Origin of the sequence: Weissella viridescens, assembly GCF_003862435.1 — a bacterium.
Classification (GTDB): domain Bacteria; phylum Bacillota; class Bacilli; order Lactobacillales; family Lactobacillaceae; genus Weissella; species Weissella viridescens_A.
Genome location: NZ_RHGY01000003.1, coordinates 42422 through 69096 on the forward strand (window position 1 = coordinate 42422; position 26675 = coordinate 69096).

The 26675-nt window shown below is 43.3% G+C and carries 21 protein-coding genes and 2 tRNA genes; 15 read left to right on the forward strand and 8 right to left on the reverse strand.

The window, feature by feature from the left end; translation table 11 throughout:
• The first annotated feature begins 40 nt into the window (after positions 1–40).
• The 6 genes from D3P96_RS03910 (at position 41) to D3P96_RS03935 (ending at position 11888) form a co-directional block, all read left to right on the forward strand.
• A complete protein-coding gene (locus D3P96_RS03910; protein WP_124943081.1) occupies positions 41–418 on the forward strand; it encodes a PH domain-containing protein in 378 nt (125 codons plus the stop codon).
• Positions 419–479: 61 nt separating this feature from the next.
• Positions 480–1619: a trans-sulfuration enzyme family protein gene (locus D3P96_RS03915; RefSeq protein WP_124943175.1), complete on the forward strand. Its 1140-nt coding sequence runs from the start codon at positions 480–482 to the stop codon at positions 1617–1619.
• A gap of 239 nt (positions 1620–1858) precedes the next feature.
• Positions 1859–3190, forward strand: a complete 1332-nt coding sequence (locus D3P96_RS03920; RefSeq protein WP_124943082.1) for an APC family permease — start codon at positions 1859–1861, stop codon at positions 3188–3190.
• A gap of 381 nt (positions 3191–3571) precedes the next feature.
• Positions 3572–7117 carry a PD-(D/E)XK nuclease family protein gene (locus D3P96_RS03925; protein WP_124943083.1) on the forward strand — a complete coding sequence of 1182 codons (3546 nt, stop codon included), beginning with the start codon at positions 3572–3574 and terminating at the stop codon, positions 7115–7117.
• Positions 7117–10905, forward strand: coding sequence for a helicase-exonuclease AddAB subunit AddA (gene addA / locus D3P96_RS03930; RefSeq protein ID WP_124943084.1), 3789 nt, complete (start codon positions 7117–7119; stop codon positions 10903–10905). Before D3P96_RS03925 ends, addA begins: the two co-directional genes overlap by 1 nt.
• Positions 10906–10925: 20 nt before the next feature.
• Positions 10926–11888 (forward strand): NAD(P)-dependent oxidoreductase, encoded by a 963-nt coding sequence (locus tag D3P96_RS03935; protein ID WP_124943085.1) that lies wholly within the window; start codon positions 10926–10928, stop codon positions 11886–11888.
• A 30-nt stretch (positions 11889–11918) separates the two neighbouring features.
• Here the strand turns inward: D3P96_RS03935 and D3P96_RS03940 are convergent, their stop codons facing one another.
• Both D3P96_RS03940 and D3P96_RS03945 read right to left on the reverse strand, forming a co-directional pair.
• Entirely contained in the window at positions 11919–12791 is an 873-nt protein-coding gene (locus D3P96_RS03940) for an LPXTG cell wall anchor domain-containing protein (protein WP_124943086.1), read from the reverse strand.
• A 114-nt stretch (positions 12792–12905) separates the two neighbouring features.
• Positions 12906–13418 (reverse strand): hypothetical protein, encoded by a 513-nt coding sequence (locus D3P96_RS03945; protein WP_124943087.1) that lies wholly within the window; start codon positions 13416–13418, stop codon positions 12906–12908.
• Between the two features lie 166 nt (positions 13419–13584).
• Here D3P96_RS03945 and adhP point away from each other — a divergent pair, with 166 nt between their 5' ends.
• Both adhP and D3P96_RS03955 read left to right on the forward strand, forming a co-directional pair.
• Positions 13585–14634, forward strand: a complete 1050-nt coding sequence (adhP, locus tag D3P96_RS03950) for an alcohol dehydrogenase AdhP (RefSeq protein ID WP_124943088.1) — start codon at positions 13585–13587, stop codon at positions 14632–14634.
• A gap of 179 nt (positions 14635–14813) precedes the next feature.
• Positions 14814–15725, forward strand: coding sequence for a GRP family sugar transporter (locus D3P96_RS03955; protein WP_124943089.1), 912 nt, complete (start codon positions 14814–14816; stop codon positions 15723–15725).
• A gap of 73 nt (positions 15726–15798) precedes the next feature.
• Here D3P96_RS03955 and rpiA read toward each other — a convergent pair whose 3' ends face one another.
• The 4 genes from rpiA to glpK form a co-directional block, all read right to left on the reverse strand.
• The gene (rpiA, locus tag D3P96_RS03960) at positions 15799–16476 is read right to left on the reverse strand and encodes a ribose-5-phosphate isomerase RpiA (protein WP_124943090.1); all 678 of its coding nucleotides are present in this window, start codon (positions 16474–16476) and stop codon (positions 15799–15801) included.
• A 123-nt stretch (positions 16477–16599) separates the two neighbouring features.
• The gene (locus tag D3P96_RS03965; RefSeq protein WP_124943091.1) at positions 16600–17076 is read right to left on the reverse strand and encodes an 8-oxo-dGTP diphosphatase; all 477 of its coding nucleotides are present in this window, start codon (positions 17074–17076) and stop codon (positions 16600–16602) included.
• A gap of 75 nt (positions 17077–17151) precedes the next feature.
• Complete coding sequence (zwf, locus tag D3P96_RS03970; RefSeq protein WP_124943092.1) at positions 17152–18618, reverse strand: glucose-6-phosphate dehydrogenase; 1467 nt, start codon at positions 18616–18618, stop codon at positions 17152–17154.
• A gap of 165 nt (positions 18619–18783) precedes the next feature.
• Positions 18784–20289 (reverse strand): glycerol kinase GlpK, encoded by a 1506-nt coding sequence (glpK, locus tag D3P96_RS03975; RefSeq protein ID WP_124943093.1) that lies wholly within the window; start codon positions 20287–20289, stop codon positions 18784–18786.
• A 210-nt stretch (positions 20290–20499) separates the two neighbouring features.
• On the opposite strand from glpK, the gene purR reads away from it, so the two are divergent.
• From purR to rpsR, 6 genes are all read left to right on the forward strand, one after another.
• On the forward strand, positions 20500–21336 hold the full coding sequence (purR, locus tag D3P96_RS03980; protein WP_124943094.1) for a pur operon repressor: 837 nt from the start codon (positions 20500–20502) through the stop codon (positions 21334–21336).
• 40 nt (positions 21337–21376) lie between these two features.
• Positions 21377–22765 carry a bifunctional UDP-N-acetylglucosamine diphosphorylase/glucosamine-1-phosphate N-acetyltransferase GlmU gene (gene glmU, locus D3P96_RS03985; RefSeq protein ID WP_124943095.1) on the forward strand — a complete coding sequence of 463 codons (1389 nt, stop codon included), beginning with the start codon at positions 21377–21379 and terminating at the stop codon, positions 22763–22765.
• Between the two features lie 150 nt (positions 22766–22915).
• On the forward strand, positions 22916–23902 hold the full coding sequence (locus tag D3P96_RS03990) for a ribose-phosphate diphosphokinase (RefSeq protein ID WP_124943096.1): 987 nt from the start codon (positions 22916–22918) through the stop codon (positions 23900–23902).
• Positions 23903–24066: 164 nt separating this feature from the next.
• Positions 24067–24363 (forward strand): 30S ribosomal protein S6, encoded by a 297-nt coding sequence (gene rpsF / locus D3P96_RS03995; protein WP_124943097.1) that lies wholly within the window; start codon positions 24067–24069, stop codon positions 24361–24363.
• Positions 24364–24431: 68 nt separating this feature from the next.
• Positions 24432–25004, forward strand: a complete 573-nt coding sequence (ssb, locus tag D3P96_RS04000; protein WP_124943098.1) for a single-stranded DNA-binding protein — start codon at positions 24432–24434, stop codon at positions 25002–25004.
• Between the two features lie 49 nt (positions 25005–25053).
• A complete protein-coding gene (rpsR, locus tag D3P96_RS04005) occupies positions 25054–25299 on the forward strand; it encodes a 30S ribosomal protein S18 (protein WP_057746787.1) in 246 nt (81 codons plus the stop codon).
• Positions 25300–25412: 113 nt separating this feature from the next.
• On the opposite strand, the gene D3P96_RS04010 is transcribed toward rpsR, so the two are convergent.
• Together D3P96_RS04010 and D3P96_RS04015 are read right to left on the reverse strand one after the other, a co-directional pair.
• A tRNA-Lys gene (locus D3P96_RS04010) sits at positions 25413–25485 on the reverse strand.
• Positions 25486–25625: 140 nt separating this feature from the next.
• A tRNA-Lys gene (locus tag D3P96_RS04015) sits at positions 25626–25698 on the reverse strand.
• A 250-nt stretch (positions 25699–25948) separates the two neighbouring features.
• On the opposite strand from D3P96_RS04015, the gene yycF reads away from it, so the two are divergent.
• On the forward strand, positions 25949–26659 hold the full coding sequence (yycF, locus tag D3P96_RS04020) for a response regulator YycF (protein ID WP_124943099.1): 711 nt from the start codon (positions 25949–25951) through the stop codon (positions 26657–26659).
• The last annotated feature ends 16 nt before the right edge of the window (positions 26660–26675 follow it).

Consider the following 26675-nt stretch of genomic DNA (forward strand, 5'->3'; position numbering starts at 1 on the left):
AAATTGGTATGCTTAAAGAAAATGAAATGAGGAATGTGTGATGGGATTATTAAATGGTATGATGGGCAACTCAACGAAGATTAGTACACGGGAAGTGAAAAGTGAAATTGATCCACTTTTGATTCCAGGTGAAGAAATTGAACATGCATACAAGCTTGTGCGTGACTTGGTTATTTTTACCAATAAGCGTCTTATCTCAGTTGATAAGCAGGGGATGACTGCCAAAAAGGTGGCATACAAATCTATTAGTTACCGCTCTATTTCAAAGTTTGAAACGGAAACAGCAGGTCATTTTGACTTAGATGGTGAATTGAAGATTTGGATTTCAGGACAAGCTGAACCTTCTGAAGTTTTGCAATTTAAAGCCGGTGAGACACTAACGGAAGTCCAAAAGACATTGGCGGAAAAGGTTTTGTAAGCTGAACCAGTATGTTATAGTTAGTTACAAATAATAAGTTAAACAGAAAGAAGGCAAGATGATGAATTTTGAAACCAAGGTTATTCATGGCGGAATCCAAGAGGATCCAGCAACTGGAGCGGTTGTCCCTCCAATTTACCAAACTTCAACCTATCACCAACAAGAGCTAGGTGGACATGCTGAATATGAGTATACACGTGGTGAGAACCCAACCCGTTTTGCTGTTGAATCAGTGATGGCTGCTTTGGAAAATGGTGAGCATGGATTTGCCTTCTCATCTGGAATGGCAGCTATTCATGCCGTTATGTCAGTTTTGCATGCCGGTGACCATTTGATTATGGGAAACGATGTTTATGGTGGAACTTTCCGTCTCGTAAACTCGGTTTTGGCTGATTTAGGTGTAACTTATACTGCCGTCGATACTGCGGATAGCGCTGCAATTGAAGCAGCCATGCAAGACAACACAAAGATGGTTTATTTAGAAACACCTTCTAACCCATTGTTGCATGTAACAGACATTGAGCAAGCTGCTAATGTTGCGCATGCCCACGATGCCATCGCCGTGGTTGATAACACATTTGCCTCACCATACAACCAAACGCCACTTGATTTGGGTGCTGACGTTGTCTTGGCTTCAGGAACAAAGTATTTGGGTGGACACTCTGATACGGTTTCTGGCTTTGTTGTCACGTCCGACCAAAAGTTGGCTGACCAAATTAAGATGATTCAACTTTCAGTTGGTGCCGTTTTGTCACCACAAGAATCATTCTTGGTACAACGTTCATTGAAGACATTGGCCCTCCGGGTTGAACGTCACAATGAAAATGCGTTGGCTTTGGCAACTTGGCTGAATGATCATGAAAAAATTCAAAAGGTCTATTATCCTGGTTTGCCTGGAACACCTGATTACGAAATTGCTAAGCGTCAAATGCGTGGTTTCGGTGGGATGATGTCAATCGAATTGCAAGAAGGTTTGGATACAAAGCAATTCGTTGAAAATCTAAATGTTTTCCAACTTGCGGAATCATTGGGCGGGGTTGAATCATTGATTGAAGTACCAGCTGTGATGACCCATGCGTCAATTCCACGTGAGATTCGTCTTGAAAACGGAATTAAGGATGAATTAGTCCGTGTATCTGTTGGAATTGAAAACTTGGCTGATTTGAAGGATGATTTGGCGCAAGGTTTGGACGCGCTTTAATTTCAAATTTTAAAAAACCATTTGCAATTTAAAATAAACTTGTGCTAACATTACTTAACGCCAAATTTTAAGGAGCACCATCATGTCGAAATTTATTACTGTAAATAATAATAATAATGTTTACACTCAAACATTTCGTATGATTGGGCCACTTTAGTGCGGCGCTAAAAAGTGTAAGTAACTTTCACCCAATCTCTGCGAGGTTGGGTGATTTTTTTTGCAAAAAGGGAGCTAGGAAAATGGAAAAGCAAGTTGAACTGAAACGTTCGATGGGATTGCTGTCTGGCCTTTCATTAGTGATTGGGACAGTTATCGGATCTGGGGTATTTTTTAAGCAAGCGGGCGTGCTACAGCAAGCTGGTAGCACAACGATGGGATTGGTTGCCTGGATTGCGGGTGGGGTGATTACCTTGGCCGCTGGATTGACAATTGCCGAAGTTGCCAATCGTTTGCCTAAGACCGGTGGATTATTTAGTTATATTGAGGACTTATATGGACCGACTGCTGGATTTTTAACGGGTTGGATGCAAGTTGTTGTGTATGCACCAGCCGTGATTGCTTCGATCGGTGGTTATGCAGCGTATCTGACTGCTAACTTCTTGGGTTGGGATATTTCAACTGCGCGTTGGATTACCGTGGTATATGTCCTATTCGTGATGGCGCTAAACATGTTGGAAAATCGCATTACTTCGGCTTTCCAAGTGATTACGACGTCAATCAAGATGTTACCAATTATTGTTTTGGTCGTATATGGACTATTCTTTGGTAAGGTGGATGCCTTAGGGCAAACCGTTTCGCAAGTGAGTTCAAGTGCCCATGGTGGTCTTGGAATGGCGATTCTGGCAACATTGTTTGCGTATGACGGTTGGATTTTGTTGGGAAATATCGCCGGTGAGTTGAAGAACCCACGTCGTGATATGCCACGAGCAATTATTCTTGGGATTACAACAATTGTGTTAGCCTATGTGGGTGTGACATATGCAACGTACCGGACTTTGCCAGCGACAGAAATCGTACATTTGCAAAATAACACTACTTTCGCTATGGCCACGAAGGCCTTTGGTGACTTTGGTGGACGTGCTTTGAGTGTTACGATTATCATTTCAATGTGGGGAACTTTGAATGGAAAGATGATTTCATTCCCTCGTATGGCTTATGCGATGGCAAAGGATGGTTTGTTCCCTAAGTACTTGTCACGTTTGAACAAGCACACGCAAGAACCCATTAACGCAATCGCGACTGTTGCCGCCATGACCATTGCAATTGCAGTCTTTACTGATTCAGCGGACCGCTTATCAGATATCGCTATCTTCACGATTTGGATTTTCTATACTGCAGCCTTCTTTGGTATCTTTATTCTCCGTCGTCGCGATCGTGGTCGTAACGCAGAGACTTTGTTTAAGACGCCGCTATATCCGATTACACCATTAGTTGCCATCGGTGGTGCTTTCTTCGTTCTTGGCTCAACGTTCATTACTGACTTCAGTGGTGTGTTGATTTCACTCGTGCTGGTTGGACTAGGCTTGCCAGTTTACTATTATTACCGCCACAAAAATCATATTAACAAGTAAAAAAGCAGCGCTAACTCAATTAAGAGTTAGCGCTTTTTTTATTTTGTAAATGTTGGGGGGGATACCATGTCAGGCAGTGAACCAGCCACCCATGGTTGCGATGTCAGCCACTGTTTGAATCACTGCGTGTATGGTGGTGGTTCCATCGATTAGGGTAAGACAGATTGTGATTAAAATAAGGCTTATGTTTTTCATTGCTGACGTCCGGTGGTCATTACTATACCATGGGCGTTTTTTATATATCGATATAAAAATATATAAGCCGCTCTCATAACGAATTTTGATGCTTGACAAGTTTGGTTATTTTAAATGAAAGCCAAGTGTCCCAGCACGATCTTTGATAGAATGGAGTCAGATAAAAATTTTAAGTGAGGCAAAAGAATGACATTAGACATATTAGTTGGTCCGGCAAGTAAAGACCATGAACTGGAACTTCTCGAACAGATGCAGACGACCCTTGAAAATGATCCGCAGGCCCAACTTTTTTATGTGGTGCCGAATCACATTAAATTTGAAAGTGAAATTGACGTTCTAGAACGTTTGGCAAAGTTAATGGGGCACGAAGGGAACGCAATTTCAGTACCGCGCGTTCAAGTATTTTCTTTGAGCCGTTTGGCGTGGTATTACATGAATGATGATCCACTCTATCATGCAGCGAATGTTTCAAAGGATGCCATGGTTATGTTGGTCCAACGTTTGTTGCGCCAAAATAAAGACCAATTGCAACTCTACCAATCAATGTTGAACAAGCCTGGTTTCGTGAGCCAATTTACGGACCAATTGCTTGAGCTACGACAATCTGGTTTGCAACAACATGATTTGGAAGCCATTCAAGGTGATATAAAAAATGCCCAGACCCTGGTGTATAAATTGCATGATTTGACCCTGATTGGGGACCAGTTGGATGCGATTTTAGCCGAGCGCGGTCAATATCTTAATAGTGATTTACTATTGGCGTTGAAGGTCTATTTGAATACGGATAAAGCTGACTTGAGCCATCATCAGTTTTTTATTAATCGCTATGCACAGATGACGCAAGCGGAGCGTGGTGTCGTTGAGGCATTGATTGCAAATGCTGAAAAGGTCACGCTCGGTTTGCCTGCTGATAATCTTAAATTGACGGCTGGCCAACCAGACCTATTTCAACCAGCCAAGAGTTTAGGGCAGCACCTATTAGCATACGCTGACCAGCAACAGGTGCCAACGCAAGTTAAATCCGTTGAAAAACAACGCCCAATTAGTCAAACAATGCATGCCGTGGAAGATTTTTGGCAAAGCTATGAACGAACAGGTGTGCAAACGCATGATGGGGCGGCAGCCATTCAACCAGAAGAATTACAAGTTTGGCAAGCAAATACGCCATATCAAGAAGTGGAACAGATGGCGCGACAGATTCGACAAGAAGTCGCGCGTGGCGAACACCGTTATCGCGATTACCTTTTATTGGCGCGTGATTTAGGATCTTACCAAAATATTATTCCAGCGGTCTTTAGCCGTTTTGACATTCCATTCTTTATGGATGCGGATCTATCAATGGTGGAGCATCCCTTTGTGGCGTTTTTAGATCAATTACTCGACTTGTCGAATGGATTCACGTTGAATCGGATTATGACGTTACTCAAGACGGAGTTACTCCGACCTGAGGGCGTCTCTTTGACGGAATATCGTGAAGCGTTAGCGCTCACTGAAAATTATGCGTTAGCCAAAAACATGGCTGGGTGGCGTTGGCAGGATCAAACGCCATGGCAATTTGATCGTCAAACATTAGATATGGACGATGATGTGGTCCGCGAACGTGTGGAAGCCAAGGATGCGCAAATTGAATTGATTCACCAACAAATCAGTCAAACCGTTGTGCCGTTTTTGCAGCAAATTGAGCACGTGGAAAATGCACGTGATTTAGCCACGGCATTATACCAATTCTTACTTGATCAACACGTTGACCAACAGTTGTTAGGATGGCGTGATGAAGCGATTGAACGAGGCGACTTGAACTTAGCGCAACAACCTGAACAAGTCTGGCGGACCTTTATTGGGGTTCTGGATGACTTCGTAACAGTTTTTGATACTGAAACCATGACGTTAGCTGAGCTAAAGGATGCCTTACAAGCTGGCTTTGATAATGCGAATTACTCTGGAATTCCAGCAACGATGGACCAAGTGCGGGTTTCGGAAAGTGGAATCGTGCAAGGTGAGCACTACGATACAACGATTGTCTTTGGTGCCACGAATACGAATTTGCCCGGAACGATTAAAACTAAGGCGATTTTGAATGATCAAGATCGTGATATTTTGGCGGGGTACCTTCCAGAAGGCGTCCAAATGAAGGGAACGGCTGAGCAACAAATGGCACAAGAGCCATTCTTGATGTACAGTGCCATGATGAGTGCGCAACGTCGCTTAGTTTGGTTGTATGCGACGAGTGATGGGGATAAGGAACAAGAAGCCTCAACCTACATTAACCGTCTGACACAACAATTCGATTTGAAGGCGCACCAGTTCTTGGCGTTACCAACTCCCGAATTAACTCAATTGGAACAATTCGTGGGTTCACCGGCTAGCACGTTGGCGCACTTGGTCATGGTTAATCGCTTCGCATTGAATGAAAAAGTGGGGCTAACCTTGAATTGGCAAGCTTTGCAAAACCAAGTTTCACAGTTATTGCCAGAACCAACGCAGCGTTTGATGACAAGTTTGAAGTATGTGAATGAACCACAACCGATTCAACCAGCGCTCGTAACGGATTTGTTCGGTACCGATTTGAAAGCATCTGTCTCACGTCTTCAAAGTTATGCGCGTAATCCGTATGAATTCTTCTTACAATATGGATTGCGGTTGCGTGACCGTGAAGTCATGGATTTGACGCCCGCTGAAAAGGGAACGTACATGCACGCGCTCTTTGAGGGGGTCTTTAATGGCTTAATCCAAGAAAATAAGGTGTTGGGACAATTAACCAATGCGGAAATTGAGCAAAAAGTTCAAAACTTTGCCAGCGAATTATTAAGTGCCGGTGATATCACCTTTGACATTTTCAATAGTTCAGCTCGGATGCGTTTTTTAACCCAGTTACTGACGCAACAAGTGATTGCTGACTTGGAACAAATGCGGCGGGGGCAACCTAATAACCAAAAGATTCAAACGCAACGCACTGAGGTTGGCTTTGGTCTTGGTAAACAAGGACTTAAGCCGGTTAAGTATGACGTTGCTGGTGGTTCGGTCACCGTCCGAGGAAAGATTGATCGTTTTGATCAGGTCCGGACTGGCGATAAAGACTATTTGATGATTGTTGATTACAAGTCAAGTAAGCGTGATTTCAACTTTACCAAGGCGTTATCAGGATTAGAACTGCAACTCATGACGTATTGGGAAGCTTTGTCAGATGCTGAAACCACTGAAGTTGGCGGTGCGACGTATTTCAATGCACAGACGCCACTACTGAAGTTAGATAAAGAACCACTCTTACCAGATTATCCAGCCATTTTGGCTTATGCAGATAAAAAAGTGGAGCAAGGTGGACAATATACCGGTGTGCTACGTCAAGATGATGCATTATTGTCAGCCTTGGATACGCCAGAAGGTGATCCAAAATTGTATGGCTTTGAATATAAGAAGTCAGGGGATGCCTTGAAGAGTGGTCATGAAACCTATTCTGATGATGACCTAACCACGTTGATTGACTACAACCGGCACATGATTCAACGTATTGCGGAACGTATCTTACAAGGCTCATTCCCGCTACGCCCATTCCGTGATGGTCAAGTGACAGGATTGCAACATAGTGATTACCAGCCTGTGATGTTCTTTGATGCCATGCTTGGCAATAAATATCACGATATTTCACAACTACCAAGTAAGCGGGATGATGCGCTTGAGGCCATGCACCGTGAATTAACGGAACCCGATCAGACAGAGGAGGATAACCAGTAATGCAGTTTACAGAATCGCAAGAAGCAGCCATTACCCATAAAGATAAAAATATCCTAGTTTCTGCATCAGCGGGTTCTGGGAAAACCCGTGTCTTAGTGGAACGCGTTTTACAACGTTTGCTGGCTGGCGAAAATATCGACGAATTCTTAATCGTAACCTTTACTAATGCTGCTGCGGCAGAAATGAAAGAACGACTCGAAGCGGCCATTCGCCAAGCAATTCCAGAAGCTGACGATAAGCAACATCTGCTAAAGCAACTGCGTTTAATTAATGTCGCCGACATTTCAACACTTCACGCCTTTGCGATGCGCTTGATTGAGCAGTACCACTACACAATCGATTTAGATCCGCAATTTAGACTGGTCGATGATGCAGAAAATACGTTAATCAAGCAAGAAGTGTACCAGTCACTATTGGATGCAGCGTATGAAGCCGATGAAACCACGGACGGGCAACCATTTGCGCATTTCGTCCAACAATTTAAGACGAACGCGCAAGATGATGGGGACCTACAACAAGCCGTCTTCACGCTCTTTAATTTTGCTATGGCCCGTCCCGATACAACGGAATGGCTTGAAAGCCTAACCGATGCGTATGTCTCAAATCCAGACTATGCGCAAACACCGTTTTATCAACAAATGGTGCAACCCCGGATGGTGCAGACCTTGGACGGCTTAGTGACATTGGCTCAAGATGCGGTGAACCAAGCCCCGGATACCAACGACGAAGAAGCGGCCGAAAACCGTTTGCACAACTTGATGAATGATGCAGCGAAATTAGAAGATGTGCAAGCAATGCTGCAAAATCCGGACGCCACATTTGATCAAATTCGCCAACTTGTGTTGCAACTGCAATTTGAAACGTTTGGTAAGAATGAAAAGGGGAAGGCGCCGCGCTTTAAGTCTGATTCACAAGTCAAAGAAGCCTGGGCGCCGATTAGTAAGGAACGCCAAGACCGCCAAAAGGCGATTGATGCCTGGAAGCACGCTTACTTTACGCTCGATTCACAAGGAATTCAGACCGCCATGGATGGTGCCGGCGCAACTTTAGCGACGTTAGTGCAATTCACGCAAAAATTCCAAGATGCCTTCTTACAAGAAAAGCTTCGCCGCAAAGTCCTCGATTTCAATGATTTGGAGCACTTCGCGTTAGAGATTGTGCAACAAGATGCGGTAGCGCACGAATTGCAGCAACATTACCATGAAGTTATGGTCGATGAATATCAAGATACGAACCAACTGCAAGAAGCCATTTTGAGTCGCATTGCAGGTCCTGAAAACACCTTTCAAGTTGGGGATATTAAGCAATCAATTTATAAATTCCGTCAGGCCGACCCAACCTTGTTTGGTTCAAAATTGACGGCATATCCAACGCGTGATGATAGTGAAGTGATTACGCTCCAAGAAAACTTCCGATCACAGCCAAACGTGACGAACTTTATTAATTACATCTTTGCGCAAGTGATGGATCAAGAGTTGGGGGATGTTGACTATAGTGGTGAGGCTGAATTGGTCGCCGGAGCAGACTATTATCCAGAAGCAATTGCCAAGCAAGCGAACTTGCTCGTGTACTTGCAAGATGATGAATCCGCTCCTGAGGCTGATGAAGTTCCAGATAGTTTGCAAAATGACGAAAGTTACGACGGTGCGACTGGGCAAATTCATTTGATGGCGTTGAAAATTCGTCAAATTATGCAAGACCCCGATTATGTTATTTTTGACCGTAAAGCTGGTGTGACGCGTCGGCCAACTTACTCTGATATGACGATTTTGGTACCGACTAAGAATCAAAATTTGGATGTATTAGATGTCTTTGGTACTTTGGATTTGCCGGTTACCATTGAAGGGACCGAAAACTTCTTCCAAACGACTGAAATTTCAGTGATGTTGAGTTTGCTACGTGTCATTGATAACCCCCACCAAGATATTCCGCTGGCAGCAGTGCTCCGTTCGCCTTTGTATGGGTTGAACGATAATGACCTGGCCTTGATTCGATTGCAAGATCAACAAGATGACTTCTATCAAGCCGTGACGACGTGGTTGCATGCGGGTGAGGAACTCCCATACCCCGGAAACGATACTGAACAACGCGCAAAGGTTCAACGTGTGTTGCAACGTTTTGCCGATGATTTGGCAGACTTCAAACGCTTAGCCACCCAAAATCAAATCGTTGACCTAATCTGGCAGATTTATAACCGAACGGGTTGGTTAGACTATGTTGGTGGATTGCCTTCCGGTGCGCAACGTCAAGCTAATCTGCATGCCCTTTATGAGCGTGCGGCAAGTTATCAACGCTCATCATTCGTTGGTTTGTATCAATTCATTCAGTATGTCTTGGAGCTACAATCGCAAGACCGTGATTTGAGTTCAGCGGATGCAAACGTCAGTGATGATACGATTCGCTTGATGACGATTCACCATTCCAAGGGACTTGAGTTCCCAATTGTCTTCGTGTTAAACAGTACCCACCAAATGGTTTCGATTAATGAATCTAAGGGACCCATTTTGGCGGATGCCAAAGCCGGAGTTGGGGTCAATTATGTCGACGCTGACCACAATTTGGTGCTACCTACGCCCCAACGCGAATTTGTGAAGGAGACGCGTAAAGCGGGTGCCTTTGCGGAACAGCTACGTGTGTTGTATGTGGCACTGACTCGTGCTGAACAAAACTTATACTTAGTTGGAACGTATCGCACATTAGATGCCATGGATAAAACTTGGCAATTGAGTGCGCTGGGAACAAACTGGATGTTGCCAACTTGGATTCGTGAACGCGCTAGCTCTTACATGGACTTAGCTGGAATGGCCTTGTTACGTCATCCTGAAGCGAACCAGAAGTTACAAAAAGCCTATGCGACAGTTGGCGCAGAGTTTGATATGCCTGAGACGAGTCCGTTGCCTGCTAAAAATGATTTTGGTTTCGATGTTGAATTGATGAATCAAACGACATTGAAGGCGGCAGAAGTAGCCATGCCAAAACAAGTTGTCGCACAAAATGAACAAGCGACCGATCGTGATAGTAGTGCGGATCCGGTCACTGACTGGCATCAAGTCCTCAATTTCACCTACCCATATGCAGCAGCAACGCGGGCAACGGCCTATCAGTCTGTTTCAGAATTGAAGCGTTTGTTTGAAGATCCAGACCTAAGTGCGGGTCGGGTACTTGAAGATGAGCGACTTTCAGCGCAAAATGAAGTCGGGCTTCGGTTTGTGAATGAGTCACTCGCTGAACCAGAATTTATGCAACAACAAACGCATCAAGTTGCCCCAGCGGCAATTGGAACGGCGACGCACATGGTCATGCAACGGGTTGATTTGACGCATGGTGAACCAACTTTGGCAGATTTGCAAACGCTCCTAGATCAACTGGTGGCGAATGAATCAATTGAAGCTGATGTCGCCAAGCGGGTTGATTTACAAAAAATTGAAACCTTCTTTACTGAAAACACCTTGGGGCAAACGATGGTAGCACATGCTGATAGTTTGGAACGAGAAGTACCATTCTCATTGTTGTTGAATGCTAGCAATTTGTACCGAGACTACCAGGGTGATGAAAAAGTCTTGGTTCACGGAATTATTGATGGGTACTTCAAGGTTGACGATGACGTCTGGCTCTTCGACTACAAAACTGACCATATCAAACGTAACGAATCAGCGGCGCAGGTATTAACGGAGCGCTATAGTGGCCAAATTAATGTCTATGCGCAAGCGTTGGTGGCGCAAGGCTTACCTTACCCTAAGCGCTATTTGTATTCATTTGATGCTCAAGAAACCATAGAACTGAAGTAAGACTGGGAGGTCGTAGAAACATGGCAAAACCAAAAGTATTATTCACTGGAGAACTTACCCCAGCAGTTGTTGAAACGTTATCACAAGAATTTGATGTGACGTATCCTAAGGATCGTCCGTACACGCGTGCCGAATTATTGGCGGCGTTACCTGGACAAGAAGCGCTCGTCTTCTTTGGTTACCAAGTTGACCAGGAGCTAGTAGACGCTGGAAAAGATTTGAAAGTTATCGCGACTTGCAGTGTCGGTTTTGACCACATTGACTTGAACGCGACCCGTGAAAAGGGCATTGTGGTTGCGAACACACCTGAAAGTGTTCGTGTGCCAACGGCTGAGATGGGATTGGCGTTGATGTTAGACGTGACGCGTAATATCGTACCCCTTGATGACAAAATGCATGCTGGAGAATGGACGCCAATGACGAATCCTGCCAACCATGCGACGAGTGTGCAAGGTAAGACGCTTGGTATCTTTGGTATGGGACGCATCGGGAGGACCATGGCGCAATTTGGTCAAATGTTGGGGATGCATGTGATTTACCACAATCGTCACCAATTGCCTGCCGATGCCGAAGCTGCAGCAAATGTGAAGTTTGTTAGTTTTGACGAACTGGTGCAACAAGCTGATGTGCTTTCATTGCATGCGCCAGCCACACCTGAAACGACTCACATCATTAATGCTGATGTCTTTAAGCAAATGAAGGATTCGGCCTTTTTGATTAACGTTGCCCGTGGTGCTTTAGTTAAAACAAGCGACCTTGCCGATGCTCTGCAAAATCACGAAATTGCGGGGGCTGGATTGGATGTCTTTGAAAATGAACCTGAAGTGCCTGCTGCTTTGACTGGTTTTGACAATGTTGTCATGACCCCGCACGCAGGAACCGGTACCGTTGAAGCGCAAACTGCTATTTTTGAAGAAGCAGTCGGCAATGTCCGAGCTGCTTTAGCGGACAAGCCAACCAATGTTGTTAATGGTGTAAAATAAAAAAAGACCCACAATTGTGGGTCTTTTTTTTTAGTGACGATATTTAACGAGATGGTTTGCTAAGCCAGCAATAAGTGCAACTAAGGCAATTGCGGCTACTGTGATGATTGATTGATTTTTTTCATAACCAGTATCAGGCAAAGTTGCACTGTGTTGCGTAACTACTTTAGCTGATGGAGTAGCTGATGGAGTAGCTGGCGTCGTTGTTGTCACATCGCTACGGTTTGTTGTGTTCGTAGATGGATGGTTTTCTTTTTCGACAAAGCGTGGGGCAACCGTGCTGGTGAACAATTCACCAATCTTGGCACCTGATCCGTCAATTATATATTGACCTTGTAGTTCAGCAAACTTTTCACCGGAATCCGTGATTAAGGTACCGTCATTACCGACGTAAGCGACAACATTGCCGTCGTCATCTAAAACTCGTCCGTTAGAGAAGTACCAAGTTGTGCCGTTAAGCATCTTAATAGTTTTACCATGCCATTGTCCGTCAGTGTTACTACGTCCAACTTTTGATGTTGCTTCTGGTTCAGCTGGGGTATTAGTAGCTGGCGCTGGTTTAGTGGTAGGCGTTTGCGTTTGGACTGAAGGCGTTGTCTTTGTATCTGTTGTTGTGCTAGTTGCTGTCGTATCAGCCGTTGGTGCGACTGTTTTTGCGACATCAGTTTGTGCATCAGCACTTGGTGTTGGTGTGGTGGTCGCAGGTTGGTTAGTTGGCGCTGACGCGACAACAGCTGTTCCTGTGAGGTCACTCACATCAGTCGTTACCGGGGCCTTGGTCACCTGTTCGGTTTGTGGTTGTGGATTGGTTTGTTGTGCTTCATCGGCATGGGCAACTGTGGTAACGCTAACGCCTAAAAGCGCAGCGAGGGTAATTGAATATAACTTAATGTTTTTGTTCATGATATGTCCTCCTATTGGGATTGGTTATTGAATAGTATAACACGGTTTTGTCATACAAATGCAATATTAAACGATTAAACATATCACAGTGGCTTATTAATCAGGTGTCAGACTTTAACTATATTGGATTTTAATACGTGTAGCACAGTCTTGTTGTTGCTGATCAGAGTAGTGTTCATTGACGTATTTAACAATCGTCGCTAAATCCGCTTTGGCCAGTGGTGTAGTTGCGGTACCATCGTAAAAAATGACGGTATTGTGGTTAGGACCTGAAAGCTCATAGTAAGGGGCGTTGGATTGAGTCGTGTTTGGTACTAAGATGCGATACACCGTGAGGGTATTTGAACGGGGTTCTTTAACCAGCGTTGTCTTATTCTTGAATGCATCGGGAACTTGTTTCCAATGTGCATTGTTCTCAAGATGAGCGGCACCATAAAGGCCAACAACGGTTGTGGCAAGCTCTTCGTTTGTCTTCGTATCGTCAACTGTTGTTTTACCAGCTTTATGCGTCCCAGGGGCGAGCGTGTTGACTTGGCTCTTGAGGTCTGGTTGAGTCGTGTAAGCAACACCAGCGCCAATCCCTGCAACAGCTATACCACCAAGCAGTATTTTTGAAATAATCTTCATCGGACATCATACTCCAATCGTTTTTAGTATTATTTATCAAGTATAAAAGGTCGTGGAAAAATTGTAAAAGGAAGCCAGAAAACGCTTGCAAATTTTTTAGATATCACATACAATTAACTTGTGAAAAAGATAACAATAAAACAAAATTTGTGGAGGATTTAAGATTATGAAGGCTGCTGTTGTACGTCAAAACCCAGATGGATTCGTTGATTTAGTAGATGATTGGGAACCACGTGAAGTTGGTTTCGGTGAAGCTTTAGTTGATGTTGAATATTGTGGACTTTGTCACACGGATTTGCACGTTGCAAATGGTGACTTTGGTAATCCTGATGAAATTAACCCACGCCCCGGCTTCCGTCGTGTTATCGGACACGAAGGTGTTGGTATCGTGTCAAAGCTTGGTGAAGGTGCTTCAGACTACTTGAAGGTTGGAGATCGTGTTTCTATCGCATGGTTCTACGATGCTTGTGGAAACTGTGAGTACTGTAACACTGGTAACGAAACATTCTGTCGTAAGGTTCGTAACGCTGGATTCAGTGTTGACGGTGCGATGGCTCAACAAGTTGTTGTTAATGCGAAGTACGCCGTTAAGGTACCAGCTGAACTTGATCCAATGGAAGCTTCATCAATCACTTGTGCCGGTGTAACGATGTACAAGTCATTGAAGGTTGGGGAAACAAAGCCTGGACAATGGGTTTCAGTTGTTGGTGCCGGTGGTCTTGGAAACTTGGCTGTTCAATACGCCCACAACGTCTTTGGTGCTCACGTTGTTGCCGTTGATGGTAACCCTGACAAGCTACAAGCTGCCAAGGATTCAGGTGCTGAATTATTGATTAACCGTAAGACTGAAGATGTTCCAGCAATTATTCAAGAAAAGGTTGGTGGTGTTCATAACGCGCAAGTTACTGCGGTTAACACACAAGCCTTTGACCAATCAATTGCCTCATTGCGTCCAATGGGTAAGCTGGTTGCCGTTGCGTTGCCACAAGGTAATATGGAATTGAATGTTGTTAAGACGGTTTTGGATGGTATCGAAGTTAAGGGATCACTTGTTGGTGGTCGTACTGACTTGGCTGAAGCCTTCCAATTTGGAGCAGAAGGTAAGGTTAAGCCTATCGTTCAACGTGCCGATGTTCGTGATTTGAATGATGTTATCGAATCAATGAAGAACAACCAAATCACTGGTCGTATGGTCTTTGATTTCCGTTCACTATAAAAAGTGTTTATCAATTAAAAGCTGACTGCGGTCGGCTTTTTTATTTTGGCTAAAATTAAGAAATTAGAAAAACGTTTTACCAATTGATATAAAGCTCTTGCCAAGACCTGAATGATTCGTTTACACTGTAATATATAGTGTATTACAAATAAATAAATTGAAGAAATTAAGGACATGTGATGAATATTTTAGGATTGTTTTTCGTTTCACTCGCGATTATTGGATGGAGTGCCTATCCCACATTAGTGTCAAAGATTGGTGGAAATCCAATTCAGGCGATTTTTGGTGCAACTTGGGGGACTTTGATTGTTGCGAGTGCTGTTGTGTTAATTGGTCATTATCCAATTCCAACAGGCGTAAACTTTTGGCTATCCGTTATTTCAGGGGCTGCTTGGGCTTTTGGGAATGTGGTGACCATTTCAGCGTTTGGATTAAAAGATGATCAGGGTCATGTTTTGGGTTCCGCCAAGGTGATGCCAATTTCAACTGCCTTTCAAATCATTGCCAACGTGCTTTGGGGTGTCATCATGCTTGGTAATTGGGCGAGCTTTGAAGCCAAAATTGTCGGAACTTTTGCCGTTGTCGCGATTATGGTGGGAGCTTACTTAACGACTTACCAAGAAAAAAAGACAGCGGGCAATACGAAGTTGTTGATTAAAGCCATGGGCGTGCTATTGATTGCCCAAATTGGTTATTCACTCTACGGTATTTTGCCACAATATACGCATAACATCAGCGGCATGGATATGTTTTTCCCACAAGCATTGGGAATGGCAGCGTTTGGAACAGGGTTGGGTGTGTATGACTTATTGAAGAACAAACATAATATTTTCAATAAGGTTGTCACTTATCGTCAACTCATTTCAGGTTTTTTCTTTGCCATGGGGGCACTCGGATATCTTGTTTCAGCCCAACCAGCTATGTTGGGATTGGCAACAAGTTTCGTTTTGTCACAAGTTTCAATTGTTGGGGCAACAGTCTCGGGAATTGTGGTGATGCATGTGCATAAGACGCGTAAGGAATGGTTGGCAACCATGATCGGATTGGTGCTCATTGTATTGGCAGCGGCCGTTACCGCCTTCTTAAAATAATCATTGAATCGTTTGTTAGCAATAAGGACGCTAGCAAACGATTTTTTTGTACAAAAAAACGCCAATTGGCGTTTTATTTTTGGACGATTTCAACGGAATCATCATCTCCGATAATCAAATCATCACAGACATCAAGGAACAAACCATGTTCCACAACGCCAGCGAAATCTTCTAAATCACTACCGAATTGATGTAAGTCTTTGATTTTTGAAATATCAATATCAATGATGTAATTAACAGAGTCAGTTTCCAATAATGTCTTATTCACGTTACGACGGAAAACTGGGTTAAGGCCGTTTGCTTTTAAATAATTGAAGATGTGTGTACTACCAAAAGGAATCACTTCAATGGGTAGCATTGTTTGTCCAAGGTGGTCACGAACTTTGGTCGTATCGACCAACCAAACATTACGGGTTGAACTTTGGGCCACAATCTTTTCGTAAAGTAAGGCGGCACCACCACCTTTAATGCCATTTAAGTGGGCATCAACTTCGTCGGCACCGTCGATGGTGACGTCGATTTGATCAATGTCGTCTAAATCGACCACATGTAGCCCTAGGCTGGTTGCCAATGCTGCGGATTTTTCAGAAGTCGCAACACAGGTTAGACTTAGTTGCGCTTGCTTTGCATATTCGGCTAATTTTTCAATGAAAAGGCTAGCTGTGCTTCCGCTACCCAATCCAACAATCATATTGTCTTCAATGAAATCAAGTGCGGCAATTGCAGCAGTTTCTTTCTTTTTATTGACCATTATCCAAAAATTCCTCCGAGCAGTTTTGTTTGTTGTTTATTCAGCAAAAACTATTATAACCGTTTTTGCAGCGAGTTAAAACAGTCAAATTCGTGAGAAAACAATGATATCGGCGCAAGCGACCTATTGCCACTCAATTTCCCAACCAGAATCCGGATCTGTAGGTTTTATTAAGGCTAACTCATTAATAGCTGGATTGTCGAAAACGGGTAGCATTTCTGCAAATGTATGGGGGAGTTGATAAGTGCCGTTGAGTAGCTGCTCTCGTGTTGTCCAAAATATCTCACCTTCACGGCTTGCCTTTAAGTCACCGGTAAAGTGCGTTGTTTTGTATAAGAAAACGATATAACGAGCATCGTTGCTTAATGGCCACTCTTTAATTCCGACCAACTCCGGTTGACTAATATGAAGACCAGTTTCTTCATAGGCTTCACGAATGACTGAAGCAGTAACCGTTTCACCAGCATCAATATGGCCACCGGGAAAGGTGACCCCAGGCCAATTCAGATTGTGTCGGTTTTCAACTAAAATTTGATGCGTGTCAGGATCTTCAATCAAAATCATATTGGTTAATTCGGTTGGTGTGGTGCGATCTGTCATGTTAACGACCTCCTTGTAAGGCGGGTAAGAAAAAAACAACCCAACGTGTTGGATTGTTTTTGATTTAGCTTTAAATTATCCCTTGAAAACCCATTCGTTACCATCTTTAGCAAGCAACTCATCAGATTCCTTAGGTCCCATTGAACCAGAAACGTAGTTAGGGAATGTAGCAGGCGTCTTATCCCAGGCGTCTTGAATGGCATCAACGAACTTCCAAGCAACGGCAACGCCGTTCCAGTCAGCAAAGTTAGATCCATTACCATCCATGCAATCGTGAATCATACGTTCGTATGGTTCTGGCGTAACGGCCTTGTCGGCTTCAGAAACTTGCCAATCCAATTCGATTGGACGTGTTTGGAAAGTATCAGTCACGTTCTTGGCGTTAACAGTCCATTCGATACGACCAACTGGGTCAATCAAAATTGAAAGGACAGGGTTAACCAACTTTTCGCCACCTTGACCAAAGATGTTAGCTGACTTCTTGAAGACGATATCCACACGAGTAGCCTTGGCAGCTAAACGCTTTCCTGAACGGATGTAGAAAGGAACACCTTCCCAACGTGGTGTATCGAATTGCAACTTACCAGCAACGAACGTGTTGTTTTGTGAACCAGCTGGAACATCAGGTTCATCCAAGTACTTACGTTGTGAACCATCAGCTGATTCACCGTATTGTCCACGGACGAAGTTTTCAGCAACTTCTTCGTTTGAATAGATCTTCAAAGCGTTGAAGGCTGTGTTCTTAGCGGCACGAACGGCCTTATCGCTGAAGTCTGTTGGCTTTTCCATGGCTAACCAACCAATGATTTGCATGGTGTGGTTTTGAATCATATCACGCAAAGCACCAGCAGTATCATAGTAACCAGCACGTTCTTCAACACCAAGGACTTCTGACAACGTTACTTGAACGTTTTCGATGTAGTCTTTATTCCAAGCTGCATCAATCAATGGGTTTCCGAAACGAAGTGGGGCAATGTTCTGGACCATTTCCTTACCAAGATAGTGATCAATTCGGTAAATTTGATCATCATCAAAGGCTTCAGTCAATTCTTTTTGAAGCTCTTCGGCTGTCTTGTATGAAGAACCGAATGGCTTTTCAATCATCAAACGATTGAATTCGCCGTTTTCAGTAATCAAACCTTCTGACTTCAAATACTTAGCAATTGTTCCAAAGAAGCGAGGTGCCACTGACATATAGAAAATACGGTTTCCCTTTAATCCATACTTGGCATCAAGCTTGTTATCAAGGTCCAACATCTCGGCGTAGCTAGCCTTATCAGTGATGTCTTGCTTGATGTAATAGAAGTGCGAAATAAATTCCTCAGCATTGGCTTGGTCATCGATGAACCCATCAAGTGAGGCTAAGACCATTTGACGGAATTCGTCGTTTGACATTTCTTGACGAGAGGCCCCGACAATTGCAAAATGCTCTTGTAAAAATCCCTTTTTGAAAAGGTTGTAAGTAGAAGGGTAAAGCTTACGCTTAGCAAGATCACCGGTTCCACCAAAAAATGTTAACAATGTAGTAATTTCTTCTGGCACGACTATACTCCTTTTTTAAATAGCTATAACTAGATTTTGTAACTAAATAAATTCTGAGTAAACAGAACTATTCGACCCCCTTATTATAAACTTTTTTTCACAAATTATCTATAAATTGTGAAAAAAAGTGACAAATTCAGGTGTAATTGTGAAAAAGACCACAAATTAATCTTCGGCAAAGATTTCAGTTGTCTTAACCGCGGCATGCCAACCATCTATGAGACGATCACGGGTCTGGTCATCAATGGCTGGTTCAAAACGACGGCCTTGAAGAACGTGTTCCTCTAAGTCGGCTAAATTGTGCCAATAACCAGTGGCAATACCAGCCAGAAAGGCTGCGCCCATCGCTGTTGTGTCTTCATCCATGGCACGTTGTACTGGAATGTTAGCAATGTTAGCTTGGAACTGCATCAAGTATGGATTACGTGAAACAGAGCCATCAGCGCGGAGTTCGGTTGGCTTAACAATGGCGGCCTGGTTCATGAGGTGCATAATGTCAGCGGTTTGATAGGCAATTGACTGTAACGTTGCTTTAATGAAGTCGTTTTTAGTTGTGCTGCGTGTCAAACCGAGAACGGAACCACGGGCTTGGGGATTCCAGTATGGCGCACCCAACCCATTAAAGGCGGGAACCATATAAATCTCATTGTGATTGGTTGAAGCATCAGCAGCATGCCAACTATCAACTTGATTTTCGATTAAATCAAGATTGGTGTGGAGCCATTGCAAAGCTGATCCAGCATTGAAGACGGCACCATCTAACGCATAGGTCGTTTGATCACCAATTTGATAGGCAATCGTGGTCGTCAGATTTTCAGTGGAAATGGGTTGATCGCCCGTATTTAGTAATAGGAAGGCACCGGCACCATAGGTGGCTTTGATATCACCTGAATGAATACCAAGTTGTCCAATTAAGGCGGCATTCTGATCACCAATTAGGCAGGCAATTGGAACGGCATTTCCAAAGAAATGGAGGGGACTTGTTTTTGTGATGACCTCACTACTTGCATGAACTTCTGGCAACATTGATGCTGGAATATTGAAAATATCTAATAGTTCTTGGTCCCAACTTTGGGTATGGATGTTGTATAGCATCGTTCGAGCCGCATTAGAAGCATCGGTCATATGTGCTTGGCCATCAGTCAATTGCCAAACTAACCAACTATCGACAGTTCCGAAGGCCAGTTTACCAGCGTCAGCAAGTGCTTGCGCCCCATCAACATGGTCCAAAATCCAACGAATCTTTGTTGCGGAAAAGTAGGGGTTGATGGGCAGTCCTGTTTTTTCATGAATCGTTTGGGCATAACCATCAGCGACCAGTTGTTCGGCAATATCAGCTGATTGAAGTGAGGCCCATGAAATGGCGTTGTAGATGGGCTGGCCAGTCTCGCGATTCCAAACAATGGTGGTTTCACGTTGGCTAGCAATACCAATAGCTTTAATATCACTGGCGTTAATACCGGCGTTGATTAAGGCATCACCAATCACAGATTGGACACTTTCCCAGATATCAGTGGGACGTTGTTCTTGCCAACCGGGCTGGGGGATTAATGGCGCTAAAGCAGTTGCAGCTGTAATCACACGCCGGGTATTGTGGTTAAAAATAACCGCGCGTGTTCCAGTGGTTCCTTGGTCTAATGCCAGAATATATTCTGTTTGTTTAATTGGCATATGCACTCCTCAATTCCAGATCTTCTTTCTGATAGATGAGTTCATTATAACATTTTGAGGAGGTCATTGATTCAAAACGGGGAAAACAGGGTGAAAGGGTTAAATTTGTCGAAATATTTCGGTATTTGCAGGCTGAAATTTTATTTATGTGAACTTAATATGTTACAATTGTATGAAAATCTATAAATACCGAACGTTCGAGGTTTAAACATGAAAACACGACGCAGTGACCGATTGGTCGACATGACCTATTATTTGCTAGAGCGACCACGTACTTTGGTTTCGCTAACCCATTTTTCAGATGAGTACGAAAGTGCCAAGTCTTCAATTTCTGAAGATCTTAGTATTTTAAAGCGTACTTTTCAAGAGCGCGGGATTGGGCTATTGGAGACAATTCCTGGCGCGGCTGGTGGGGCAATTTTTACACCATATATGTTAAAAAACGAAGCTGAAGATTTTGTAGCTTCACTAATTAATGCAATTGATGACGATACGCGGGTTTTGCCTGGCGGATACGTCTACCTATCAGATTTGTTGGGACAACCATGGTTCTTGAAACGGATTGGACGCTTAATCGCGACTCAATACTTAAAAGAACCCATTGATGCAGTGATGACAGCTGCAACTAAGGGTGTTCCAGTGGCACAATCTGTCGCCGAAGAATTAAATGTGCCTTTTGTAATTGTGCGAAATGACACTAAAGTCACAGAAGGACCAACGATGTCAGTGAACTATGTGACAGGTCAGTCACAACGTTTAGAAAAAATGGAACTGTCACGGCGCTCATTACCTATGGGCTCACGCGTATTGATTGTGGATGATTTCATGAAGGCTGGTGGGACCATTCGTGGCATGGCGTCTTTGGTTAAAGAATTTGAAGGACAGGTTGTCGGTGCAGCAGTGGTTGCTGAAGGCCGCGTTGAAAATCGTGTGATTGAGGATTATACGTCACTCGTACACGTTGAAACGAATAATGAAAATGGTGTGATTAGTGTGACACCAGGGAATTATCAAAAGCAAATTTTTAGCAATCAAAACGACGCATAAGTAAGACAATATTGAAAATGTAGGTTGAGGTGAATATAGAATGGATCGATATATTGTAATTTTAGCTGCTGGAAAAGGGACACGGATGAAGTCTGATATGCCGAAGGTCTTACACCAAGTTGGTGGTAAGGCCATGGTAGAAATGGTGCTTGATGCATCAGAAGCTTTGGATCCTAAGAAGATTGTGACGATTGTTGGGCACGGTGGGGATCAAGTACGCCAAACCGTTGGAAATCGTAGTGCCGTTGTTGAACAAAAAGAACAACTTGGGACTGGGCATGCGATTTTGATGGCTGAACCGGAACTTGAAGATATGTCAGGGATGACGTTGATTGCTTCAGGTGACGCGCCACTCTTTACAGTTGATACATTAAATCGTTTGTTTGATTTTCATGCTGAATCAGGAAATGCTGTAACGGTATTAACGGCGCAAGCACCTGACCCAACCGGTTATGGGCGTATTGTGCGTGATGAACAAGGCAATGTTATCCGGATTGTGGAGCAAAAAGATGCAACGCCAGAAGAAGCAGCAATCCACGAAATCAACACAGGTGTGTACGTATTTGATAATGAATTGTTGTTTAAAAGTCTCCATGAGGTGACGAATGACAATGCGCAAGGTGAATATTACTTGCCAGATACATTGGAAATTTTGCGTAATGAAGGTTATACCGTTGGCGCATACATCATGGATGATTTCAATGAGTCAATGGGAGTGAATGATCGTGTTGCCTTAGCTAAGGCAAACAAAGTTTTGCGCGACCGCACGAACGAAGCCCACATGCGTGCTGGCGTAACATTGATTGATCCAGCAACCACATACATTGATGTTGATGTCAAAATCGGACCTGATACAGTGATTGAACCTAATGTGGTTTTGAAGGGGCAAACAACTATTGGTAAGCGCGTTTATTTGACTTCTGGTACGCAAATTTGTGACAGTGATGTCCAAGACGATGCGCAAATCGATGCAAGTCACCTAGAAGAAGCACATGTTGGTAAGGCTGCTACCATTGGACCGTTTGCACACTTGCGGCCAAAGGCTGATTTGGCTGAAAAAGCGCATGTTGGTAACTTCGTTGAAGTGAAGAATGCGCAACTTGGCAAGGGATCAAAGATGGGACACCTATCATATCTTGGTGACGCAACGGTGGGTGAAGACGTTAATATTGGTGCTGGAACAATTTTTGTTAATTACGATGGTAAGCGCAAGTATCATGCAACCATTGGTGACCGTAGCTTTATTGGGTCAAACACAAAGATTATTGCGCCCGTTACCATTGGTAAGGAAGCCATTACAGCCGCTGGTTCAACAATTACGGATGATATTCCGGATCATGCGATGGGGATTGCCCGTTCACGTCAAACCGTTAAACCAGATTTTTGGAAGCGCACAGCTTTGTTTGAAAAGTTTGGTCAACAAGATTAAACCAACAATTGCTTGAATCAGGGATGTTGAATTGTTTCATTTTGATGAATCACGCATAACACCCGTTGAATTAAAGCAGTTGAGAGGTTAGAATTGAATGTAACATTGTGAGCATAAATAAATCACTTAGATATAAAATGGAGGATTCGAATGGCGACCTATGGGGATGCACATTTAAAAATTTTTTCGTTGAGTAGTAATCACCCTTTGGCAGAAAAAATTGCGGCTTCAATTGGGGTTGAGTTATCAGCGATTAATCTTGCGCGCTTTAGTGATAATGAAATTCAAGTAAATATTGAAGAGTCAGTCCGTGGGGATAATGTTTACATTATTCAATCAACGTCTGCACCAGTAAATGACAACTTGATGGAATTACTAATCACGATTGATGCGCTTCGCCGAGCTAGTGCCAAGTCAATCAACGTGGTAATGCCTTACTATGGTTATGCACGTCAAGATCGTAAGGCGCGTTCTCGCGAACCAATCACTGCCAAGCTAGTAGCAAACATGCTTGAAATGGCTGGTGCTACACGTGTCCTTGCAATGGACTTGCATGCAGCGCAAATCCAAGGATTCTTCGATATTCCAGTTGATCACTTAATGGGTGCCCCATTATTGGCCGATTACCTGCTTACTGAAGGTATCGTAGACGATAACACAGTGGTTGTTTCACCTGACCATGGTGGCGTTACGCGTGCCCGTAAGTTAGCTGAAATGCTAGGTTCAGAAGAACCAATTGCGATTATCGACAAGCGTCGTCCAAAGGCCAATGTCGCTAAGATTATGAACATCATTGGAAACGTTAAGGGTAAGCGCGCTATCATGATTGATGACATGATTGATACTGGTGGTACGATTTCACAAGGTGCTCAAAAGTTGATTGATGAAGGGGCGAAGGAAGTGTACGTTGTGGCCAGCCACGCCGTCTTCTCTGGCAATGCACCTGAAAATCTTCAAAATTCTGTCTTTAAGAAGGTCATTGTAACGGATTCAATTGCCCTTCCTGAAGAAAAGAAATTTGATAAGTTAGTTCAAGTAACGACTGCTGATTTGATTGGTGAAGCTATTACACGAATCAATGAAAACAAGGCCGTTTCACCGTTGTTCAATACACGGTTTCATCGCGACCAAAAATAATTAAAATGCTCGCCATGTGCGGGCTTTTTTAATGGATTCGTAACATAAAAAAACTTGCACTATTACGTTAGAGTGTGTAGAATTAGCTTTTGTGAGTAACGATGAATTTTCATCGAGACTCCTTGCTGGAGATACCAGCCATAGACCATAAGGAGGAAAATATAATGGCATACGAATTAACGTACATCATCCGTCCCGACATGGATGCGGATGCAAAGAAGGCATTGGTTGAACGTTTCGACAAGATCTTGTCTGACAACGGAGCAACTGTGATTGAATCAAAAGATTGGTCATCACGCCGTTTCGCATACGAAATTGAAGGTTACCGTGAAGGTACTTACCATATCGTAAACTTCACAGCGAACGATTCAGCTGCACTTAACGAATTTGATCGTTTGGCTAAGATCTCACAAGATATCTTGCGTCACATGATCGTTAAGCGCGATGACATCGCTGGTTAATTGAACCTAGTTCAGTTAACAATTTCATCTAACTTAGGTTAAGTTTAAATCAGGAAGGGGATTCTCCAATGATCAATCGTGTTGTTTTAGTGGGACGTCTAACGCGTGATGTTGAGTTACGTTATACAACGTCTGGCACAGCTGTTGGCTCATTTACGTTGGCGGTTAACCGTCAATTTACAAATGCCAGTGGTGAACGCGAAGCTGATTTTATTAATTGTGTGATTTGGCGTAAGTCTGCCGAAAACTTCTCGAACTTTACTTCAAAAGGTTCATTAGTTGCAGTAGAAGGACGTTTACAAACGCGTAATTACGAAAATCAACAAGGACAACGTGTCTATGTCACGGAAGTTGTCGTAGATAACTTCTCATTGTTGGAGAGTCGTGCAGAAAGTGAACAACGTCGGGGCTCTGCTGGGGCAACGAACAATGGTAACTTCGGTGGGCAATCAAATGCCAACCAAGGTTTCCAGGGTGGTGCACAAAATACTGCACAAACACCAAGTCCATTTGGCAACTCGTCAGATGGTCAAGTGTTTAATGCTTCAAACACTACAAATAACGCAACGACACCGAATAACAGTGATCCGTTTGCGGGTGGTCAAGAAGTCGATATCTCTGACGATGACTTACCATTCTAAGTTAGTTTAATTTGTCTTATGACAAAGTCTATTTAGGAGGAATTTAATCATGGCACAACAACAACGTCGTGGTGGCGGACCTCGTCGCCGTCGTAAGGTTGACTTTATCGCAGCCAACCACATCGAATATGTGGATTACAAGAACACTGAATTATTGGAACGTTTCATTTCAGAACGTGGTAAGATTTTGCCTCGTCGTGTAACTGGAACTTCTGCTAAGAACCAACGCAAGGTAACTACTGCTATCAAGCGTGCACGTATCATGGGACTTTTGCCTTTCGTTGCAGAAGACTAAGATATTTAAAAAAGAGCAACTTCTGTTGCTCTTTTTTTGTTGTCTTTATTTATATGGTGTCAGCATAATTGGAGACACAAAAAAACCTGACTCATAAAAGTCAGGTTCAGGAGTGGACAAGAAGGGGCTCGAACCCTTGACCCACGGATTAAGAGTCCGTTGCTCTACCAACTGAGCTACTTGTCCAAAACGTTTCGTTGTTATCGCAACAACATATATAAATATACCATCTACTAAATGATCATGCAAGCCTTTTTGAAAAAAGTTTTTAATTTATGGAAAAAGAGCACAAAAAAAACCTGACTCACAAAAGTCAGGTTTAGGAGTGGACAAGAAGGGGCTCGAACCCTTGACCCACGGATTAAGAGTCCGTTGCTCTACCAACTGAGCTACTTGTCCAAAACGTTTCGTTGCTATCTCAACAACAGATAATAATATACCATCTGACGAAAATGAATGCAAGCCTTTTTTTGAAAATCGATTTATAAATTCGTAACGATACCTGGTGCAAGGTTACTGGACGGATAGTAGCAAAATGGTTAGAGATTTGTTAAACTAGTAATTAAGTGATATGTGAATTTGTGCAAGGTATAAAAGTAAAAAAGAACTCACGAACACAATGAAACCACCTTACAGGGGGGAATTAATAATGACAAAAATTTTAGTAGTAGATGATGAAAAGCCTATCTCAGATATTATCAAGTTTAATTTGACTAAAGACGGTTATGATGTGGTAACTGCCATGGACGGACAAGAAGCATTGGACAAGTTTGATGAAGAAGATCCTGACTTGGTTTTGCTGGATCAAATGTTGCCTGAGGTTGAAGGAACTGAAGTGCTACGTCAAATCCGGACGAAGTCACAAACGCCAGTTATCATGGTGACAGCCAAAGATTCAGAAATTGATAAGGTGCTTGGCTTGGAAATGGGTGCGGATGACTATGTCACAAAGCCATTTTCAAATCGCGAGTTGTTGGCACGAGTTAAAGCTAACTTGCGTCGCCAAACGCCAGCTAACACCACTGTTGATGAAGGCGACAGCAGTGACATCAAAATTGGACCATTAGTGATTCATCCAGATGCCTATATGGTTTCTAAAGATGGCGAGGATATCGAATTGACGCATCGTGAATTTGAATTGCTTTATCATTTGGCAAAGCATATTGGTCAAGTCATGACGCGAGATGACCTTTTACAAACAGTATGGGGTTATGACTATTTTGGTGATGTACGTACTGTCGATGTGACCGTTCGTCGTATCCGTGAAAAGATTGAGGAGACACCAAGTCATCCCCAAATCTTGATGACGCGCCGAGGTGTTGGTTACTACTTGAAGCCAGCTGAAGAAGCACAATCATAAAGATTAGATAATGTGT